Origin of the sequence: Rhodococcus sp. PvR044 (genome assembly GCF_040548995.1) — a bacterium.
GTDB classification, from domain to species: Bacteria; Actinomycetota; Actinomycetes; order Mycobacteriales; family Mycobacteriaceae; genus Rhodococcus_G; species Rhodococcus_G oryzae.
This window is the reverse complement of record NZ_JBEPSX010000001.1, coordinates 1,253,828-1,269,136: the sequence shown is the minus strand read 5'-3', so window position 1 is coordinate 1,269,136 and position 15,309 is coordinate 1,253,828. Positions and strand designations below refer to the sequence as shown.

The 15,309-nt window shown below is 68.1% G+C and carries 12 protein-coding genes and 1 pseudogene; 4 read left to right on the top strand and 9 right to left on the bottom strand.

The features are described from left to right. Nucleotides 1–9 precede the first annotated feature (9 nt). Together ABIC28_RS05785 and ABIC28_RS05780 are read right to left on the bottom strand one after the other, a co-directional pair. On the bottom strand, nucleotides 10–1,203 hold the full coding sequence (locus ABIC28_RS05785) for an aminotransferase family protein (protein ID WP_097211338.1): 1,194 nt from the start codon (nucleotides 1,201–1,203) through the stop codon (nucleotides 10–12). Nucleotides 1,204–1,238: 35 nt separating this feature from the next. Next, the gene (locus tag ABIC28_RS05780; protein ID WP_269588119.1) at nucleotides 1,239–1,940 is read right to left on the bottom strand and encodes a Pr6Pr family membrane protein; all 702 of its coding nucleotides are present in this window, start codon (nucleotides 1,938–1,940) and stop codon (nucleotides 1,239–1,241) included. 73 nt (nucleotides 1,941–2,013) lie between these two features. On the opposite strand from ABIC28_RS05780, the gene hrpA reads away from it, so the two are divergent. Continuing rightward, a complete protein-coding gene (hrpA, locus tag ABIC28_RS05775; RefSeq protein WP_269588120.1) occupies nucleotides 2,014–5,922 on the top strand; it encodes an ATP-dependent RNA helicase HrpA in 3,909 nt (1,302 codons plus the stop codon). Between the two features lie 3 nt (nucleotides 5,923–5,925). Here the strand turns inward: hrpA and nrdR are convergent, their stop codons facing one another. Both nrdR and ABIC28_RS05765 read right to left on the bottom strand, forming a co-directional pair. Beyond that, nucleotides 5,926–6,390: a transcriptional regulator NrdR gene (nrdR, locus tag ABIC28_RS05770; protein WP_077041388.1), complete on the bottom strand. Its 465-nt coding sequence runs from the start codon at nucleotides 6,388–6,390 to the stop codon at nucleotides 5,926–5,928. A gap of 108 nt (nucleotides 6,391–6,498) precedes the next feature. After that, nucleotides 6,499–6,966 carry a LysM peptidoglycan-binding domain-containing protein gene (locus tag ABIC28_RS05765; RefSeq protein WP_354577890.1) on the bottom strand — a complete coding sequence of 156 codons (468 nt, stop codon included), beginning with the start codon at nucleotides 6,964–6,966 and terminating at the stop codon, nucleotides 6,499–6,501. Between the two features lie 187 nt (nucleotides 6,967–7,153). On the opposite strand from ABIC28_RS05765, the gene lexA reads away from it, so the two are divergent. Further along, nucleotides 7,154–7,885: a transcriptional repressor LexA gene (lexA, locus tag ABIC28_RS05760; RefSeq protein ID WP_097211233.1), complete on the top strand. Its 732-nt coding sequence runs from the start codon at nucleotides 7,154–7,156 to the stop codon at nucleotides 7,883–7,885. 78 nt (nucleotides 7,886–7,963) lie between these two features. On the opposite strand, the gene ABIC28_RS05755 is transcribed toward lexA, so the two are convergent. After that, on the bottom strand, nucleotides 7,964–9,109 hold the full coding sequence (locus tag ABIC28_RS05755) for an acyl-CoA dehydrogenase family protein (RefSeq protein WP_027499503.1): 1,146 nt from the start codon (nucleotides 9,107–9,109) through the stop codon (nucleotides 7,964–7,966). Between the two features lie 122 nt (nucleotides 9,110–9,231). Continuing rightward, nucleotides 9,232–10,509: a uracil-xanthine permease family protein gene (locus ABIC28_RS05750; RefSeq protein WP_502944995.1), complete on the bottom strand. Its 1,278-nt coding sequence runs from the start codon at nucleotides 10,507–10,509 to the stop codon at nucleotides 9,232–9,234. Nucleotides 10,510–10,656: 147 nt separating this feature from the next. On the opposite strand from ABIC28_RS05750, the pseudogene ABIC28_RS05745 reads away from it, so the two are divergent. Continuing rightward, nucleotides 10,657–11,316: pseudogene (locus ABIC28_RS05745) on the top strand (pyridoxamine 5'-phosphate oxidase family protein); the annotation flags it as partial. A 282-nt stretch (nucleotides 11,317–11,598) separates the two neighbouring features. Here ABIC28_RS05745 and ABIC28_RS05740 read toward each other — a convergent pair. From ABIC28_RS05740 to ABIC28_RS05730, 3 genes are all read right to left on the bottom strand, one after another. Further along, the gene (locus ABIC28_RS05740) at nucleotides 11,599–12,609 is read right to left on the bottom strand and encodes a PHP domain-containing protein (RefSeq protein ID WP_269588122.1); all 1,011 of its coding nucleotides are present in this window, start codon (nucleotides 12,607–12,609) and stop codon (nucleotides 11,599–11,601) included. A 60-nt stretch (nucleotides 12,610–12,669) separates the two neighbouring features. Then, nucleotides 12,670–13,998 carry an alpha/beta hydrolase gene (locus ABIC28_RS05735; protein ID WP_097211230.1) on the bottom strand — a complete coding sequence of 443 codons (1,329 nt, stop codon included), beginning with the start codon at nucleotides 13,996–13,998 and terminating at the stop codon, nucleotides 12,670–12,672. Between the two features lie 83 nt (nucleotides 13,999–14,081). Beyond that, a complete protein-coding gene (locus ABIC28_RS05730) occupies nucleotides 14,082–14,615 on the bottom strand; it encodes a PadR family transcriptional regulator (RefSeq protein WP_354577887.1) in 534 nt (177 codons plus the stop codon). 97 nt (nucleotides 14,616–14,712) lie between these two features. On the opposite strand from ABIC28_RS05730, the gene ABIC28_RS05725 reads away from it, so the two are divergent. Beyond that, nucleotides 14,713–15,273, top strand: coding sequence for a hypothetical protein (locus tag ABIC28_RS05725; RefSeq protein ID WP_097211228.1), 561 nt, complete (start codon nucleotides 14,713–14,715; stop codon nucleotides 15,271–15,273). Nucleotides 15,274–15,309 lie beyond the last annotated feature (36 nt).

Below are 15,309 nucleotides of genomic sequence, written 5' to 3'. Positions count from 1 at the left end.
CGCGAGCGCTCAGCCGAGCGCCTTGAGGACCCCCGCCGCCATCTCGGCCACCTCGTCGTCGGTCATCACGAAGGACGGCGAGAACTGCATGGCGCCGACGCCCGCCGCGCGACCCGAGATGCCGTGCTCCCGAAGGGTCTTGACGAACGGCAACGCCTCCGCGGGGTCCGCGAGCTGCACCGCCGCCACCGCACCGAGACCGCTGCGCACCTCCGCGACCCGCGGGTGTTCGGCCAGCGGGGACAGGTGCTCGTGCAGCGAACGCTCGAGCCGGGCGGACTCCTCGAGGAGGTTCTCCCGCTCGAGGATGTCGAGGTTCGCCAGCGCCGCGGCTGCCGCGCCCGCGTGCCCGCCATAGGTGTACCCGTGCCGCCACCACACGCCACCGGAGAAGAAGGGCTCGGCGACCCGGGGCGCGATGAAAACCGCACCCATCGGGACGTATCCGGAGGTGAGGCCCTTCGCCGTGGTCACCATGTCCGGCTGCAGGTCGAAACGCGTCGAGGCGAACCACGACCCACCGATCCGGCCGAAGCCCGTGACCACCTCGTCGACGACGAACAGGATGTCGTGCTCGCGGCAGATCTGCCGAACCTCGGAGAGGTAGCCCTCCGGCGGCAGGTAGATCCCCCCCGCGCCGATGATCGGCTCGACGAAGAAGGCCGCGATCGTGTCCGCGCCCTCCCTCTCGATGAGTTCGAGCAGGCTCTTGCCGTTGTCCCACTCCACCGTCCTGGCATCCGGCATCAGCTCGCCGTAGCCTTCCCGGTTCACCGGGATGCCTGCCAGCGCGGTGCCTGCAACGTGCATGCCGTGGTAGGCCTTCTGCCGCCCGACCACGATCCGCTTGTTCGGCTTGCCCATCTCGTGCCAGTAGCGCCGGGCCAGCTTTGCCGCGGTGTCGACGGAGTCCGAGCCGCCCGAGGTGAAGAAGATCTTGCTACCGGGCACCGGCGCGATCGCGGACAGGCGCTCGGCGAGCGCGAATGTGGTCTCAGGCGCGAAGTCGCCGAAGTTGGAGAAGTGCGCGATCGACCGGAGCTGCGTCGCAACCGCGTCCGCGATCTCGGCGCGGCCGTGCCCGACGTTGGTGAACCACAGGCCCGCTGTCGCGTCCAGGTAGCGGTTGCCTTTGTCGTCCCAGATGTACGCGCCCTCGCCGCGGCTGACGACAAACGGACCGCCCTCGCTCACCGCGCCCATGTCCGCGAATCCGTGCCACAGTGCCTGGGTGTTCGTCACGCCATCTCCTCGCTCTCGCCGGTGGCGATCCCTTCCGCCGCCATCCGGCGCTCGGTTCCACCGTATCGCCACCGCTGGGCGAGCCTGCCCGCGGCGTTGACCGCGAACGACATCAGCACCATGGCCAACAGCAGCACCACCAGCCCGATGGACATCTGCAGGTAGCCCTGCACGCGGGGATCGATGAACGGATACGGGTACCAGTCGACGATCGGGCCGCGGACGAGTGTGTAGACGCCGTAGACGACCGGGAACGTCAGCCAGGTCATCGACTGCCCGTCGGTGATCCGCATCCGCGGCGGGTTGATCAGCCAATCGAGGAAGATCGCGAGCGGCAGGATCTCGTGAAGGAGGACGTTGATCCATTTGTCCTGCAGCATCACATCGACGTTGGCGAGCAGGACCGCGTAGATGATCCCGGTGATGACCATGTACACGGTGGTCGCGCCGCGAAAGAGCTGCCAATTCCGCGACTGCGGGTCCCCGAACGCCCCGACGAGGAACACGATCACCGTCAACACGTTGCTGAGGATGGTGAAGTAGCTGAAGTAATTGGTGGTCGAGAACGTCTCGCTGTCGATGTTGCGCAGCGGGATCCAGACCAGCGCGAGGATCCCGAGACCGGCGAACACCAGCCGCAGCGCCCGCCAGACCGGATTCGTGTGTGGGTAGACCGGGGTATCCGTGGCAGCAGTCACCCGCAGATGTTCGCACAGGGCAACAACGGGCTGCGGTATTTGAGTGGCGGCCTTTCGATAGGCTGGTCCGAGCATGTCCACCACACCTTCGCCCGAGCTGCCCGACGTCGACCGGCGCGAGCTCAAGCGCCGCCTGGCCCACCTCTCCCTCCGAGACGAGCACCGACTCCGACGCCGTCTCGACCGCGCCTCGAACCCCGAGGCCCTCACCGGGGTCCTCCGGGAGGTGTCGCAGGCGGAGGCGCGCATCGCCACTCGCCGCGCCAACACCCCGAAGACCAGCTACCCGGACAACCTTCCGGTCAGCCTGCGCCGTGACGACATCGCCGCCGCGATCGCGGCGAACCAGGTCGTCATCGTGGCCGGCGAGACCGGATCCGGTAAGACAACCCAGATCCCGAAGATCTGTCTCGACCTCGGGCGTGGGGTGCGCGGGCTGATCGGGCACACCCAGCCGCGCCGGATCGCGGCGCGCACCGTCGCTGAGCGCATCGCCGAGGAGTTGGACACCCCGCTCGGCGGGGCCGTGGGGTACACGGTCCGCTTCACCGACCAGGTGTCGGACGGCACCCTGATCAAGCTGATGACCGACGGCATCCTGCTCGCCGAGATCCAGCGCGACCGGATGCTGCGCCGGTACGACACCCTCATCATCGACGAGGCGCACGAACGCAGCCTCAACATCGACTTCATCCTCGGCTACCTCAGGGAACTGTTGCCGCGGCGGCCCGACCTGAAGGTGATCATCACCTCCGCGACGATCGACCCGGAGCGCTTCGCACAGCATTTCGCCGTGAACGGGGTGCCCGCACCGATCGTGGAGGTCTCGGGACGCACCTTCCCGGTCGAGGTCCGGTACCGGCCCCTGAGCGTCGACGTCGGCGAGCAGACCATCGATCGCGACCCCGTCGACGCGGTCGGCGAGGCGGTCGAGGAACTGCTCGGTGAAGGCGACGGCGACATCCTGGTGTTCCTCTCCGGCGAACGCGAGATCCGCGACACCGCCGACGCGCTGCGGGACCGCAAGCTGCGCGGCACAGAGATCCTGCCCCTGTACGCCCGGCTGTCCGCGGCCGAGCAGCACCGGGTCTTCGAGCGGCACACGGGCCGCCGGGTGGTGCTCTCGACCAACGTCGCGGAGACCTCGCTGACGGTCCCCGGCATCCGGTATGTCATCGATCCCGGCACCGCCCGCATCTCCCGGTACTCCGTGCGCACCAAGGTCCAGCGGCTGCCGATCGAGGAGATCTCGCAGGCCTCGGCCCGCCAGCGGGCCGGACGCTGTGGCCGTGTCGCAGACGGCATCTGCATCCGCCTCTACTCCGAGGACGACTTCGAGTCACGTCCGGCCTTCACCGAACCCGAGATCCTGCGCACCAACCTGGCGTCGGTGGTGCTGCAGATGACCGCCCTCGGCCTCGGCGACATCGCCGCCTTCCCGTTCGTGGAGGCGCCGGATCCGCGCGCCATCCGTGATGGCGTCGCGTTGCTCGAGGAACTCGGGGCGATCAAGCCGGGCGCCAAGGACGGCGTCACCGAGCTGACACCGGTGGGGCGGGAGCTCGCCCAGTTGCCGGTGGACCCCCGGATGGCCCGGATGCTCGCTCATGCGCACAACACCGGGTGCCTGCGCGAGACCCTCATCATCGTCGCCGCGCTGTCGATCCAAGACGTGCGCGAGCGGCCGGCCGAACACCAGCAGGCCGCCGACGAGAAGCACGCCAGGTTCACCGTGGGCGGCTCCGATTTCCTCGCCTACCTGAAGCTGTGGGAATACCTCGGCGAGCAGCGGAAGGAGCTGTCCTCCAACCAGTTCCGGAAGATGTGCAAGAACGAGTTCTTGCACTGGCTGCGGATCAGGGAGTGGCAGGACCTGCACGGCCAGCTCGCGCAGATCACCCGTGGGCTCGGCTGGACCGGCAACGACCAGCCCGCCGGCGAGGCCTCGGTGCACCAGGCGCTCCTGTCCGGGCTGCTCTCCCACATCGGCCTGCGCGAGGGCGACAAGCGAGACTTCCTCGGCGCCCGTGGCGCCCGGTTCGCGGTGTTCCCCGGTTCCTCGCTGTTCAAGAAGCCGCCACGCTGGGTGATGGCCGCCGAACTGGTGGAAACCTCCAGGCTCTGGGGCCGGATGGCGGCCGGCATCGAGCCCGAGTGGGCGGAGAAGCTGGCGCCGCACCTGATCAAGCGCACCTACTCCGAGCCGCACTGGTCGACCAAGCGCGCCTGCGCGATGGCGTACGAGCGGGTCACGCTGTACGGCATCCCGCTGGTCGCCAAGCGGGCGGTCACCTACAGCTCGATCGACCCAGAGACCTCGCGGGAGCTGTTCATCCGGCACGCGCTGGTCCAGGGCGAATGGCAGACCCAGCACAAGTTCTTCCATCAGAACCGGGCCCTGCTCGAGGACGTCGAGGAGATGGAGACCAGGGCACGCAGGCGCGACATCCTGGTCGACGACGAGGCCCTCTACGAGTTCTACGACCAACGCGTCGGCCAGGAAGCCGTGTCCGCCAGGCACTTCGACACCTGGTGGAAGCGCGCCAGGCGCACGGAACCGGACCTGCTGAACTTCACCGCGTCGACCATCGTGAACGCCGATGCCGCCGGGGTGCTCGGCGGTGATTATCCGAACACCTGGCGCCAGGGCGAGATCTCGTTCCCGCTGACCTACCAGTTCGAACCCGGGACCGAGGACGACGGCGTCACCGCACGCATCCCCGTCGCGCTGCTCGCCCAGGTCCGCCCGGTCGGCTTCGACTGGCTGGTGCCCGGCATGCGCGAGGACCTGGTCACCGCGCTCATCAAGACGCTGCCGAAACCGTTGCGCCGCACCGTGGTCCCCGCGCCCGACTACGCCAGGGCGGCGCTGTCGGCCGTCAAACCGCGATCCGAGGCGTTGACCATGGCGATCGCCAGGGAACTGTCCCGAATGGCAGGCGTCCCGATCTCGCCCCGCGACTTCGACCTGAGCGCGGTCCCCGATCACCTGCGGATGACCTTCGCCGCGGTCGACGGTTCGGGCAAGGTACTGGGCCGGAGCAAGAGCCTGACCGGGCTCTCCGCCTCGCTCTCGCCCCGCGTCGACGTCGAGGTGGCCAAGGCCGCCTCGAGCACCGAGCGTCCGGCCGCCGCGGTCTGGACGTCGGAGACACTCGGCACCCTGCCGGACAGCGTGACCCGCACCATCGCGGGCCAGAAGGTGGTCGGATACCCGGCGCTCGTCCCCGAGAAGGAGGGCGTCGCGGTCCGGGTCCTCAGCACCCCGCTCGCGCAGCGCCAGGCGATGCGCGAGGGCACAAGGGCCCTGCTGCTGAGCGCCATCGTCACCCCGACCAAGTCCGCGATCTCCGGCCTCGGCACCCGGGATCGGCTGGCCCTGAGCCAGAATCCGCACGGCAGCGTGGAGGCCCTCGTCGAGGACTGCCGGGCCTGCGCGGTGAATGAGCTCATGGACGCGAACGGCGGGCCGACCCGTACCCCGGAGGCGTTCGAGAAGCTGCAGGCCGCGGTGCGAGCCCAGCTCGCCACCCGGGTGGCGGTACTGGTCCGGTTGGTGGTCCCCGCGCTGTCCCGTGCCCAGGAGCTGCGCGTGATCCTCGATCGCGCCACGGGAGAGGCCGCCGACGATGTGCGCGAGCAGCTCGAGACGCTGATGTATGCCGGATTCGTCACCGACACCGGCACCGACCGGCTGCGGGAGCTGCCCCGGTACCTGGAGGGCGCCATCCGCCGTCTCGAGGCGCTCCCCGCGAGCGCGGGGCGCGACAGCCAGGGCTTGGTGGTGCTGGACGCGGTGTACGAGGACTATGGCCGGTTGCTCGCCCGTCTGGACGAGCGCAGACACCACGACCCGGATGTGGACGCGGTCCGCTGGATGATCGAGGAACTGAGGGTCGGCCTGTTCGCGCAGTCGCTCGGTACCCCGTACCCCGTGTCCGAGAAGCGGATCCGAAAGGCGATCGCCGCGATCACCAGGTGACGGTCAGTCGGTCGCGGATTCTTCGCGATGCACGCGCAGGTCCTTGATCTCGCGCTCGAAATCCTCGGCGGAGCTGAAAGAGCGGTACACCGAGGCGAATCGCAGGTAGGCCACCTCGTCGAGGTCGCGGAGCGGACCGAGGATCGCCAACCCGACCTCGTTGCTGGGGATCTCGGCCGATCCGGCCGCGCGCACGGCCTCCTCGACCTTCTGGGCGAGCTTGTAGAGCGCGTCCTCGTCCACCGCCCGGCCCTGGCAGGCGCGCCGGACGCCGCGGACCACCTTCTCGCGGCTGAACGGCTCGGTCACGCCGCTGCGCTTGACCACCGAGAGCACCGCGGTCTCGACGGTGGTGAACCGCCGACCGCATTCCGGGCACGATCGCCGCCTGCGAATGGCGTTGCCCTCGTCGGCTTCACGAGAGTCGACCACGCGCGAATCGGGATGCCTACAGAACGGGCAATGCATGGCGAATCCTTCGTCGGAACCGAGGAGCCCTGTACGACCACTGGATGTGGTGGGGCTGACAGGGTTCGAGGATACCGCCGCCGGGCGCCCGAGGGCGCGCATCGGGGTTCAGTCCACCGGTCCGACGGGCACCACCAGCGATTGTCCCGCCTGCACCGAGGCTCCTGACGTGGCGTTCAGGTCGAGAATCCGCGCCACGACCTGCTCGACACGGCCCTCCGGTGCGACGCGCGACGCGACGTCGCTGAGCGTCTCTCCGCCCTGCACCTGCACCACCGCGGTCTCGCCGAGGGCGAACTGCGGGTTCGACCGGGCCTGCGCGATCCCGAGCAGGCCGGCCACGGCGACCGCCGACAGCAGCATCCCCACGACCAGCGCGCCGAGTCCGCTCTCCCGCTCGCTCTTGCCGTGAACCGCCCTCGACACCGGCATCGGCGCCCGGCCGTATTCGACGAAGCCGTCCACCCGGCGCCTGCGTGCGACCACCTGTCGCGACCTGCCGCCGTTCGGGACCGTGTTCTTCGGGACCGCCCTGCTCGTGGGAACTGCCATGCTCATGGGGACTGCCATGCTCATCGGAACCTCCGCCGGTGATGGTTTCGCTTCATTCGTTCACACGTTCGAGTGAACGCATGTTCGATTTCTACCACGACGGTCCGACAAAGTCTCGACTTGACGCGACACATCTCGAACAGATGTTTGAAACATGCTGGAATCCGGTCTAGATTCGTGTCAGAACCCACATCGACACGGGAGGCCCTCCATGAAGGACGACAGCTCCAACGACGGCTCGGCCGCCACCCCAGGCGGAACCGATCTCGCGGCGGGGCTCACGGATCGACAGCGCCGGGTGCTGGAGGTGATCCGCGCCTCGGTCAGCGAACGCGGCTACCCGCCGAGCATCCGCGAGATCGGCGACGCGGTCGGGCTCACCTCGACCTCGTCGGTCGCGCACCAGCTCCGCACGCTCGAACGCAAGGGATTCCTGCGACGCGATCCCAACCGTCCGCGCGCCGTGGACGTCCGCGGGCTGGACGACGGTGTGGCGGCCTCCGACACCGAGGCCGGATTCGAGCACGCGGCGCAGCCCGCGGGCGAGGGCACCGAGACCCAGCTGCCGAAGCCGACTTTCGTCCCCGTGCTCGGACGGATCGCCGCAGGCGGTCCGATCCTCGCCGAGGAGGCCGTCGAGGACGTGTTCCCCCTCCCCCGCGAGCTCGTCGGCCAGGGATCGTTGTTCCTGCTGAAGGTGGTCGGCGAATCGATGATCGAGGCGGCGATCTGCGACGGCGACTGGGTGGTCGTCCGGCAGCAGAGCGTGGCCGACAACGGCGACATCGTGGCCGCGATGATCGACGGCGAGGCGACCGTCAAGACATTCAAGCGGAGCAAGGGCGAGGTGTGGCTGATGCCGCACAATCCGCTGTTCGAACCGATCCCCGGCAACGACGCGGCCATTCTCGGCAAGGTCGTCACGGTGATGCGCAAGATCTGATCGGCCGAGACCGAACCCCGGTACGCACGAGAAAGGCCGCGGCACCCGGTGCCGCGGCCTTTCTCGTGTCCGGTCCGATCAGGACAGGTTCAGTCCCCGGCCGATGATCTCCTTCATGATCTCGGTGGTGCCGCCGTAGATGGTCTGCACGCGAGAGTCCATGTACGCCTTGGCGATCGGGTACTCGCGCATGTAGCCGTAGCCGCCGTGCAGCTGAAGGCAGCGATCGATCAGCTTGACCTGCGCCTCGGTGGTCCACCACTTGGCCATCGCGGCCTCCTGGACGGTGAGCTTGCCTTCGTTGAGCTGCTCGATGAACTTGTCCACGAGGATCCGCACGGCGGTGGTCTCGGTGGCGAGCTCGGCGAGCACGAAGCGGGTGTTCTGGAAGCTGCCGATCGGCTTGCCGAACGCCTTGCGGTCGCGGACGTACTGCATCGTCATCTCGAGGCAGGATTCCATCGCTGCGGCGGCGACGACGGCGATCGACATGCGCTCCTGCGGCAGGTTCTGCATCAGGTAGATGAAGCCCATGCCCTCCTCGCCGAGGAGGTTGGCAGCGGGGACCCGCACGTCGGTGAAGCTGAGCTCGGCGGTGTCCTGCGCCTTGAGGCCGATCTTGTCCAGATTACGACCGCGCTCGAAGCCCTCCATGCCGCGCTCGACGACGAGGAGCGAGAAGCCCTGGGCGCCCTTGTCCGGGTCCGTGCACGCGACCACGACCACCAGGTCGGCGTTGATCCCGTTGGTGATGAAGGTCTTCGAGCCGTTGAGGACCCAGTGGTCGCCGTCGCGCACCGCGCGGGTCTTGATGTTCTGCAGGTCGCTGCCGGTTCCTGGCTCGGTCATCGCGATCGCGGTGATGATCTCACCGGAACAGAAACCGGGCAGCCAGCGCTTCTTCTGCTCCTCGTTGGCCAGCTTGAGCAGGTACGGCGCCACCACGTCGTTGTGGAGCATGAAACCGACGCCACTGAAACCACCACGGGTGGTTTCCTCGGTGATGATGGCGTTGTAGCGGAAGTCCTCGACGCCGCCGCCGCCGTACTCCTCGGGCACGTCCATGCCGAGGAAGCCCTGCTCGCCCGCCTTCTTCCAGACCTCACGGTCGACGATGTTCTGCTCTTCCCACTTGTCGTGGTTGGGAGCGACCTCCTGCTCGAGGAACTTCTGGTAGGACTCCCGGAAGAGAAGGTGCTCGGGCTCGAAAAGCGTGCGTTCCATCAAGGCTCCTGTGTGTCGACGTAGCTGCCTGCCAGGCTAGGCGTCGTCCGACTCGGCGGTCGATGACCCTAGCGAGCGCAATCTGTGACCAACAGCGACTCCCGGCCGCGGCGACGAGTGGGTCACCCACGCAGCCGCGCCAGCGCCCGCATCAGCGGGTACCCGACGAGGATCCCGACCGAGCCCCACGCGATGCCGCCGAGCTCAACCGAGCCGACCATCAGGGTGAGGTTTCCGATGCCTGCCACCAGCGCCGCGGCGACCACCGTGAGATTCACCGGATCGGTGAAGTCGACCATGGCCTCCATCCAGATCCGCACGCCGAGAATGCCGATGAGCCCGTAGAGCACCAGCGTCGCGCCGCCGATCACGCCGTCCGGCACGGTGAACACGAGGGCACCGAACTTCGGCGAGAACGCGAGCACGATCGCCGTCGCCGCCGCCACCCAGTAGGCGGCGGTGGAGTACACCCTGGTCGCCGCCATCACGCCGATGTTCTCCGCATAGGTGGTGGTGCCGGAGCCACCGCCCGCGCCGGCGAGGGTGGTGGCGAGACCGTCCGCGAAGAGCGCGTCGCCCGCGACGTCGTCGAGCGACCGACCGGTCATCGCCGCGACCGCCTTGACGTGACCGACGTTCTCGGCGATCAGCACGATCACCACTGGGAGCGCGAGCGCGATCGCCGACCACTGGAAGCTCGGCCCCCGCAGGTGCGGCAGGCCCACCCAGGCCGCCTCACGCAGCGCGTCCACCCGCTCGGTCGACAGGCCGCCGGTGACCGCCGCGAACACCCACCCGATCACCACGCCGACGAGGATTCCCAGCCTGCCGAGCAGCCCAGGACCGGCGGCGGTGACGACGAGGATCGCGACGAGGGTGACGGCCGCGATCAGCGGCTGGGCCTGAAACGAGCCGACCGCCGCAGGCGCCAGGTTCAATCCGATCAGCATGACCACGGCACCGGTCACCACCGGCGGCATCACGGCGTCGAGCACCCTGGCGCCCGCGAGCTTGACCACGATGCCGACCAGCATCAGCACGACGCCGACGGCCAGCACCGCGCCGAGCTGCGCGGCGGGTCCGTCGGCCGCCGAGGCGGTGAGCGGAGCGATGAAGGCGAACGACGAACCGAGATAGCTCGGGATCCGGCCCCTGGTGATGACGAGAAACAGCACGGTGCCGATCCCCGAGAACAAGAGCGTGGTCGTCACCGGGAATCCGGTGATCGTCGGCACCAACAATGTCGCGCCGAACATCGCGATCACGTGCTGCATGCCGATTCCGACCGTGCGGGGCCACGACAGCCGCTCGTCGGGTGCCACGACAGCACCGTCTGCGATTCGCTTGCCGTCGCCGTGCATCTGCCAGCGGAATCGGGATCCGCCGGCGCCCGTCGTCATCTCCTGCTCAGTCACGGGGGCCAATTCTAGGACGCGACACCGCATTCGCGCCCATGGAGGAAACGGTGCGATCGATCGGCCCCTCGGCTAGCGTTACCGCCCATGAACGGGCCAGCTGGTCCGTGACTTCCGTTCCCGAGGAGTTCCATGTCTATTCGTCCCACTTTGGGGAGTGTTGGCGAACATGAACTGCAGAACGAATTCGGCACGACAGAACGTGCCGAGCGGTTCTATTCCGATCAGATGCTCAATCACCTGAACCCGACAATGATCGAGTTCGTAGCCCGGCAGGAAATGGCGTTCATCGCGACCGCCGATGCACACGGCGAATGCGACTCCACATTCCGGGCGGGTGAACCGGGCTTCATCCACGTCATCGACCCGCGGACCGTCGCGTATCCGGAGTATCGCGGCAACGGGGTGATGGCCAGCCTCGGCAACATCAGGGAGAACCCTCATGTCGGGATCCTGATGATGGATTTTGTCCGCGACCTGATCGGTCTCCACGTCAACGGTTCGGCCCGCATCGTCGAGGACGTCGACCTCCGTGCCCAGCTGGCCGACCTGCCCGACACACACGCCAACGGCCGCACGCCCGAACGCTGGGTGGTCGTGGATGTCGAAGAGGCATACATTCACTGCCGCAAGCACATTCCACGGATGGCGCCCGTCGACCGGGATCGGTCCTGGGGCACCGATGACGTGCGCCGAAAGGGTGGCGACTACTTCGACGCCAAGGGAACCCCGCACGAGCTGCCGGAGCCGGTCGCGCCGGCCGCAGAGATCCCGGCCGAGCCCGCGAAGGCGCCCGCGCGGAAGCGGACCTCGAAGAAGGCGGCCAGCGGAAAAGCCCCTGCCAGCAAGACGACTCCGGCGACCAAGACTCCGGCCACAAAGACACCGGCGGCCAAGACACCAGCCAAGAAGGCCCCCGCACGAAAGGCCGCTCCACGAAAGGCGGTCGCCGCGACGGCTGCCACCTCACGGACCCCGGTCAAGAAGAGCGTCACCCAGAAGACCACCGCCGCACGCATTGCGGCGAAGCGGGCGGGCGCTTCGGAGCCGGCCGTCAAGGAGTGACCGGAGGATCTACTGCCGGGTCCAGGCGATCAGATCGTCGGCGGTCCACGTGTTGACCACCCGGTCGGCCCCGATCCCGGCCGCCTGAGCCCGCTCACACCCGTATCCCTGGAAGTCGAGCTGGCCGGGCGCGTGCGCGTCGGTGTCGATCGCGAACAGGCAGTCGCGTTCGAGTGCCAGCTCGATCAGGCGCGCGGGCGGATCACGACGCTCGGGCCTGCTGTTGATCTCCACCGCCGTGCCGAACTGGCGGCACGCCTCGAACACGACCTCCGCGTTGAACTTCGACTCCGGCCTGGTCCCTCGGGTGCCCTCGACCAGCCTGCCGGTGCAGTGCCCGAGCACGTCCACATGCGGGTTCGCGACGGCCCGCACCATCCGTCTGGTCATCGCGTCGGACTCCATCGCGAGCTTCGAGTGCACGCTCGCGACAACGATGTCGAGTTCGGCGAGCAACTCCTCCTCCTGATCCAGGGAGCCGTCATCGAGGATGTCCACCTCGATCCCGGTCAGGATGCGGAACGGCGCGAGCTCCGAGTTCAACTCCGCCACCACCTCGAGCTGTCGGCGCAACCGCTCCGCGGATAGTCCGTTCGCCACCGTCAGCCGCGGCGAATGGTCGGTCAGTGCGCAGTACTCGTGACCGACCATCGCGGCCCGGCGCATCATCTCCCCGATGGGGCTACCGCCATCGGACCAGTCCGAGTGCGTGTGCAGGTCGCCGCGCAGCGCCGCGAGCAGCGCCCGCCCACCCTCACCGATCTGGCCGGCCTTCGACTTCACCTCGGTCAGGTAGGCGGGCACCCCGCCCGTATACGCCTCCGCGATCACCGCGGCCGTCTTGGGCCCGATCCCGCTCAGCGCGGCCCAGGTCCCGGTGCGGCCGAGCCGGTCCCGCTGCTCGTCGCTCAGTGCCTCGACGATGTCCGCGGCGCGGCGGTAGGCCTTGACGCGGTGCGTCTCGGCCCGCGATCGCTCGAGCCAGTATGCGATCTCCCGCAACGCCTCGACAGGGTCCATGTGTACATCCTGAGCCTTCGGTGGTGGCCTGGCCACCGATTACGAACAACGCCCGTCGTTCTACTGCGCGAGCAAGCCCGTGCGCTCGGCGACCCAGTCGAGCTCGCGGGCCAGCGCTGGTCCCCACACCTGCGGGCTGTGGCCCCCGGGCAGCTCGTAGTAGCGGACGTTCATCCCGGCGGACCTCGCTGCCGCGAACATGCGCTGCTGTTGGGGTCGGTACTCCTCGTCACCGCTGCCCGACACGAACACCCCGGCCAGCTGCGGCATGGAGGTCACGGCCAGCAGGTCGCGCGCGTTCACCGCAGCGAACGCGGACTCGTCGCCCCCGAACGTCGCGGCAACCGTGCTCGCGTGGTCACCGAGGGACGGCTCGTCCTGGCCCGAAATGTCCACGAAGGTCGGATAGACGTCCGGGTGGCGGACCGCCAGCTGGACCGAGCAGGTCCCGCCATAGGAGAAGCCCCCGATCGCCCGGTGCTCGGGATCGTTGTCCACCTGGAGGTGGCCTGCGATCCAGTCCGGCACGTCCCGCGCCAGATAGGTGTCCACGTTTCCGAGCTGTGAATCCAGGCACAGCGGCAACGCATCGGTGGCGCCGAGCGCGTCCGGGACCACGACGACCGGGGCGAGTCCGTCGTGTTCGGCGGCGAATGCGGTGACCGTCTCGGCCAAAGCGCCGAGGGTGAGCCAGTCGTCCGGCTTCCCGGGATTGCCCGCCACGAGTACCAGCACAGGAAGCATCGCCCGCGGGGAATCCAGATAGGCGGGCGGCAGGTAGAGCAGCGCGGGCCGTGACGCGAAACCCGACACCGCGCCAGGGATCTCGACGTGCGTGAGCATCCCGTCCCGGGTCGAGCGCAACGGCCGTCGCCAGACACTGGCCACGGGATCACCCGTCTGGACCGCGGCCTGTGGTCCTGGCACCGCGGCGAAATCCGTCGCCAGAGCGCCGGGGGGCGCACGATGGCCGATCACCGCACCGAGGGTGGGAAAGGTGCCGAGATCCTCGTTCACCACTCCTGCACCGCACGCGAGAAGCGCCGTGGCCGTCGCGAACGCAAGCGCCACCCTCCCACGACCCCGGGGACGAAGCAGGCAGACCGCTGCCGCGAACACTCCGAAGAGGCCGACTGCGATCCCCAGACAGCTCTGCACCGACAATTGAGGTGGCAGCGGTCGCAGTGCCGACCACACCGCGACCGCGATGCAAGCGGATGTCGCCACGGCGAGGCCCGCGACCGTCCCACGCACCCGAATCGAGACCCCTCGCAGCGCCGTGCTCGCGCCGACAAGCCCTCCCACCCCAAGAACGACAACAGCGGTCGCTGCAAGGGCGCCGGTCATCGACACCTGCGAGAGCGCGCTCAACACGGCATTGGCGTACATCGGACCAGTATCACGAGCGGTCCGGTCCCGACACCAATCGGACAATCGTGGCCGCCTGCGCCGGCGTGGCGCTCGGCGTCGAATCAGGTCCGACGACTGGCGCGGGGCGTTAGCTGAGTTTGCGCCCACTCCGCCCACTCGCGGTTCATGGTGTGGAAGCGTTCGCCCCACTCCATGGCGATCCGACCGTAGACCGACAGATCGGTGTCGTCCCAGTCGATGGTGGTCTTCAGTGCGGCCAGCTCGCCGTGTGCTTTGAGTGAGCGATCCTCGACATCGCGGAGGTACTGGCGAGCATGCTCCTGGGAGTCGACGCCGAGGAAGAACACGCGCAGCAGCATTTCGTTCCGCGCCACCCGCTTGGGTTTCGTGGTGGTGAGCCAGGTGCGCAGGTCATCGAGCCCGGCGTCGGTGATCGTGTATTCCTTGCGCCCGCGCGGACCCTCGTCGGTGACGGCGATCAGTCCGGTATCGGCGAGTTTGGTGAGCTCGGTATAGATCTGGCTCTGGGTCGCGGGCCATACGTTCGCGAGGGACTCCTTGAAGCGCCGTAGCAGGTCGTAGCCGCTGGCCGGTCGATCGGACAGCAGCCCTAGCAGCGCGTAGCGGAGACTCATGACATTCACTCTACATTCCAGTATTGACATGTCGAGACTGGAGGCTCATTGTTTGACATGTCAGAACTGGAATGTCAACGGCTAGGAGCCTGACGAGATGACGTACCTTCGCACTTTCGCCCCGTGGATCGTCTACGCCGTGATTCCGTCGCAGCACTGGCAGTGGTCCGCGGTGATCGCGCTCGTCATCGCGCTGGCCGGTATCGCCCAGCAGATCCGCGCCGGGCAGCGATGGGACGCGCTGATCATCGATATCGGATCGGCGGTGTTCTTCACCGCACTGACGGTCCTGGCGCTCACCGATCCGGACACCGCGCTGCATCCGTACATGCCCGCCATCTCTTCCGGGGTGCTCGCGCTGATCGCCGGCGTCTCGCTGCTCGTGCGGGTGCCGTTCACCCTGCCGATCGCCAAACAGACTACGCCGCAGGAGTTCTGGGATCAGCCGATGTTCATCCGGACCGCCTACATCCTGACCTCGGTGTGGACGGCGAGCTTCGCGATCGGCTGCATCGCGCTGACCGCGCTCGCCCATTCCTCCTCGGGCCTGCGCACCACGGTGCAGGTGCTCGCCTTCGTCGTCCCGGTGTTGTTCACCCTCCGCTACGTCGCCCACATCCAGGCCAAGGCGAAGCTACTCGGCCAGCCCGCAGCCTGACCCTTCGCGAATCCCTTCGAAAGAACAGGTACGGAT